The organism is Actinosynnema sp. NPDC023658, assembly GCF_040639995.1.
GTDB lineage: Bacteria > Actinomycetota > Actinomycetes > Mycobacteriales > Pseudonocardiaceae > Actinosynnema.
Genome location: NZ_JBFAAX010000452.1, coordinates 1 through 4,711 on the forward strand (window position 1 = coordinate 1; position 4,711 = coordinate 4,711).

A 4,711-nucleotide genomic window follows, 5' to 3' on the forward strand; every position below is an offset into this window, starting at 1 on the left:
GTCGGCGGCGGGCAGCAGCGAGCGCACCACGTCGGGGTCCGCGCCCCACCGCCAGCACTCGGCCAGCAGCATCACGAACAGCGGCGTGGCGTCGGCGGTGCCGTAGTAGTGGTTGCCGCCCAGCACGGCCGTGCTGTCCGGTCCCAGGCGCAGCTCGTGCAGCACCCGGCCCGGTTCTTCCTCGGTCAGCGGGTCGACCACCTTGCCCTGGGTCTCGGCCAGGGTCTGCAACGTGCCCAGCGCCAGGCCGACGTCCAGCGGCAGCGCCATCCACGCGGTCAGGAGGCTGTCGCGGCCGAACAGGGTCATGAACCACGGCGCCCCGGCGGCGACGAACGGCCGTCCGTCGCGGGCCGGGTCGTGGATCTGGAGGGCGCCGAGGTCGCTCTCCGTGCGGCGCAGCACCCCGGTCAGCACCGGGTCGCCCGCGGTCACCAGCGTGCTGGCCGCGCGCCACGCCCTGATCTTGCGCGCCGGCCCGCTGGCCTCGATGCGCTGGCCGCGGCGGAACTGGGGCGGCACCGGCCGGCCCGAGACGGTCGGCTGCACGACCACCTCCGTGGACCACCGACCGCCCGCGGGCACGACCACGTGCCAGCTCAACGCGCCGGGCGCCACCACGGGCTCGGCGGTTGCGGTGAACGACACCCCGCGCGAACCCTCCTTCCGGTCGCGCAGCACGAGTTCCGCGCCGGCGGCGGTGGCGTCGGAGCCGCCGGGGACCGCACGGCCCTCCTTGACCGCGAAGAGGTCGGCGAAGTCGGCGTCCACGTGCAGCTCCAGCCGCACGGCCGTGGCCTCGCGGCCCAGGTTGTCGACGGTGATCGTCTCCCGCATCCCGTCACCGACCAGCCGTTCCCGGACCAGCAGCAGCGTGCTGTCCGCCGAACCCGGCGCCGGCGGCCTGCGCAGCACGAACCGGGCCGCGAACGCCTCCGGGTGCGACACCGACAGCGGGTGCGGCGGGCGGCCGTCCAGCCGGAGCTGCCACCGCGACAGCACGCGCGCGTCGCGGAAGAACAGCCCGTGCGGCGTGCCCGGCTCGATGTCGCCGGTGCCGCCGGACAGGCAGAACGTGCTGCCCTCGACCAGGGTGGTGGTGCCGCCGACGCCGCCGGTCAGCGCCGGTTCGCCCGCGTTGAACGGCTCCGGTGGCAGGTCGGCGGTCACGCGCGGTCCCCCGAGGCGTGCAGGGTGGACCCGCCGTCGGCGTTGCGCTCGTAGACCCGGTCGAGCGCGGAGTCGAGCGCGGCGTAGTCGCGGCGCAGCGCGGTGAGCGAGCCGTCCGCGAGCGCCCGGCGGTAGACCGCCTCGTAGCCCGCGCCGAGGCCGTCGACGTCGAAGTGGGCGGCGACGTGCGCCCTGCACGCGGCCGGGTCCAGGTCGCGCACCTCGTGCAGGGCGGGCACCAGCTCCTCCGGGTGGTCGCGGACCAGTCCCGTCACACCGTCCACCACCACCTCCGGCACCGCGCCGGCGCGCAGCGCCACCACCGGCGTGCCGCAGGCCATCGCCTCGATCATCACCATCCCGAACGGCTCCTCCCAGCGGATCGGGAACAGCAGGCACCGCGCGGCGGAGAGCAGCTTGCGCTTCTCGGTCGCGTCGGCCACCCCGAAGACGTGGTCGCGCCCGGTCAGCCGGGGCCGGACCTCCGCCTCGAAGTACTCCTTCTCGATCGGCTCGGCGCACTTGCCCGCCAGCACGAGCGGCACGCCGGCGGCGTGGGCGGCGTCCAGCGCCAGGTGCGGGGCCTTGTCGGGGTGGAAGCGGCCGAGGAACAGCGCGTAGTCCTCCTTGCGCTCGCGGAACGGCCAGTCGCCCAGGCGCAGCGCGTTGTGCACGGTGCCGACCCAGTTCAGCTCGGGCGCGAGCTCGCGCTGACGGTCGCTGATGGCCACGAGGCCCACGTCGCCGCCGAGCTCGCGGTAGTACCGGCGCATGTCGGTGTCGACGGGGCCGTGCACGGTGGCCACGGTCCGCAGGCCCATCGCGGCGAACGCGGGCGCGTTGAGTGGGCCCGCGAGGGTGTGGTCGTGCACGACGTCCAGGCCGTCGGCGGCGGCGAGCCGTTCGACCTCGCGGCGGACCGCGGCGGCGTGGACGACCTCCGGGAACGGCTCACCGAGGCGTTCGGGGACCGTGCGGTCCCACACCGGGACGAAGCGGGCCCGCGTGCCCGGCTCGCCCGCGCCCAGCAGCGTCACCCGGTGGCCCTCCGCCACGAGGGAGTCGGCCAGGTCCGCCACGACGGCCTCCACACCGCCGTAGGCCTTGGGCGGGACGTCGAAGTACGGCGGGGCCACGAGCGCGACGCGCAACCGGTCGCGGGTGGCGCGGCGAGAGGACGTGGCGGACAACGGCTTGCTCAAGTCGACCTCCTCGGCGGACCTCGGAACGGCGGCCACTGTTGGCACCTTCGCCTGAGACTGCTAACAAAGATCATGGGCGGCGCGCAATACCCGCCGCACCAGGAATGACATCGGTCACACTCAGGATTCCTGAGTGCAGGATGCTCAACTTCGGGAGACGGAGATGGTGGACGTGGAGCTGGTGCCGCTGCGGGCGGACTTCGACGTGGTGTGGCGCGGCTACGACCGAGGCCAGGTGCGCCACTACGTCGAAGGCGTCGAGGCCGAGCTCCGGGTGCTCGCGGTCGACCGCGACGCGGCGGAGGCGTGCGCCGACGACCTCGCCCGCCAGCTGGAGACGGCACGGGCGGAGATCCGCGCCCTGCGGGAGCACCTCGACCGGATCTGCCGCACGCCCGTCGAGCCGGACGCCCTCACCGAGCGCCTGCGCCGGCTCGCGGAACTCGCCCACGACGAGGCGGCGGAGATCACCGCGCGGGCGCAGGCCGTCGCGGAGCACCACTGGGCCACCGCCGAACGGGCCGCGGCGCGGGTCCGCGAGCGGTCCGAACGGCTCGTCGCCGAGCTCGACGCGCGGCGGCGGGAGGCGGAGGCCGAGCACCGGGGCCTGATGCGGGCGGCCGGCGAGCGGATCCTGGCGGAGACCCGGCAGGCCGAGCAGCGGCGGCGGGAGCTGGACGAACGCGCGGCGGCGTTGCGCGAGGAGGTCCGGGTGGACTTCGAGCTGGCGATGACCGCGCGGCGGGCCGAGGCGATGGCGGCGATGGCCGCGGAGGAGGCCGCCGCACGCGCGCGGGCCGAGCGGGTGGTCCGCGAGGCGGAGGAGCACGCGCGGCGGATCCTGGCCGAGGCGCGGCAGCGGGTGGACGAGCTGCGCGACCGCCGCGACCGCATCGCCGCCGGGCTGCGGAGCGCCCGGGACCTGCTGGCCGAGGCCAAGCCGCTGCTGCACGCGCCGCTCGACGAGATCCCGGCCCAGCGCACGCCGGCGGACGCCCCGCTCCTCGACCGACCGGCCACGCTCACCTGACCCCGACCGACCACCGCTCACCCGTCCCCCGCCGGTCCGCCGGGCGCGATGCCCGACCTCCCTCGTGCGAGGGGTTGTGATGTGCGTCATGAGGACGCATGCTTGCGCCCGATGGGAGCGCTCCCAGAGCGTGACGTGAGGAGCAGTCGAGTGGACATCGGAGCGAGACGACGACGGCTGGTGGGTTCGGCACTGGTCGCGACGGTGGTGTGCGCGCTGGTCGGCGCGAGTGGCGCGGGAGCGGAGGGCGAGGGACGCATGGACGCTTCGGGACCGCCGCACCTGCCCAAGGGCACGTCGTTCTACGTCGAACCGGACGGCAACGCGGCGCGGCAGGCCGCGCAGTGGCGGTCCGAGGGACGGGTCGCGGACGCCGAGCTGATGGAGGCCGTGGCCGCCCAGCCGACCGCGATCTGGTTCACCAACGCGGGCGCCGCGCAGGTGCGGGACGGCGTGCGCGACGTCGTGCGGGCAGCTAAGGCCAAGGGCCAGGTCCCCGTGCTGGTGGCCTACTTCGTGCCCTACCGGGACTGCTCGCAGTGGTCCGCGGGCGGCGCGCGCAGCGAGCAGGAGTACAACGAGTGGATCGACGCCTTCGCCGCCGGCATCGGTGACGAGAAGGCGGTCGTGGTGGTCGAGCCGGACGGCCTGGCCCTGCTGACCAGCGAGCCGTGGTGCACGATCGGCCCGGACGAGGAGCTGGTGCCGGAGCGGTTCCGCGAGATCAACCACGCGGTGGACGCGCTCAAGCGCGGCAAGCACACCCGCGTCTACCTCGACGCCGGGCACTCCGCGTGGCAGCCGCTCGACGACTACGACGCGGGCTACGGCGAGCCGCGCCAGCAGCTCGGCATCGTCAACCGCCTGATCCGCGGCGGCGTGGCGCGAGCGGACGGGTTCGCGCTCAACACGTCGAACTACCGGTCCACCGAAGACCTCGTGCAGTACGGCACGCGGGTGTCGAAGTGCATCTACCTGCGCACGCAGGAGGGCGTCGAGACCTGCCCGCCCACCGCGGAGCTGGACGCGATGCCGGTGCGCCAGTCGAAGATGACGCACTTCGTGCTGGACACCAGCCGCAACGGCCAAGGCCCCTACACGCCCGGCGAGGGCGAGACCGACTGGTGCAACCCGCCCGGTCGGGGCCTCGGTGAGCGCCCCACGGCGAACACCGGCATCCCGCTCGTGGACGCGTTCCTGTGGATCAAGCGCCCCGGCGAGTCCGATGGCGAGTGCCAGGGCGGCCCGGCGGCCGGCCGCTGGTGGCCCGAGCAGGCGCTGGAGCTGGCGAAGCTCGCCTCCCCGCCGC

4 protein-coding genes are annotated in these 4,711 nt (G+C 74.8%); 2 read left to right on the forward strand and 2 right to left on the reverse strand.

The genetic code is table 11. The features are described 5' to 3' along the window. Positions 1 to 1,170 (reverse strand): glycogen debranching N-terminal domain-containing protein (locus tag AB0G02_RS28695; RefSeq protein WP_360799799.1); only part of this gene is annotated, 1,170 nt, incomplete at its 3' end. Continuing rightward, the gene (locus tag AB0G02_RS28700; RefSeq protein WP_360799802.1) at positions 1,167 to 2,372 is read right to left on the reverse strand and encodes a glycosyltransferase family 4 protein; all 1,206 of its coding nucleotides are present in this window, start codon (positions 2,370 to 2,372) and stop codon (positions 1,167 to 1,169) included. The genes AB0G02_RS28695 and AB0G02_RS28700, both read right to left, overlap by 4 nt. Before the next feature lie 163 nt (positions 2,373 to 2,535). Here AB0G02_RS28700 and AB0G02_RS28705 point away from each other — a divergent pair, with 163 nt between their 5' ends. Further along, the gene (locus AB0G02_RS28705; protein WP_360799805.1) at positions 2,536 to 3,402 is read left to right on the forward strand and encodes a metallopeptidase; all 867 of its coding nucleotides are present in this window, start codon (positions 2,536 to 2,538) and stop codon (positions 3,400 to 3,402) included. Positions 3,403 to 3,552: 150 nt separating this feature from the next. After that, positions 3,553 to 4,711: glycoside hydrolase family 6 protein (locus tag AB0G02_RS28710; protein WP_360799808.1), on the forward strand; the 1,159-nt coding region annotated here is incomplete at its 3' end.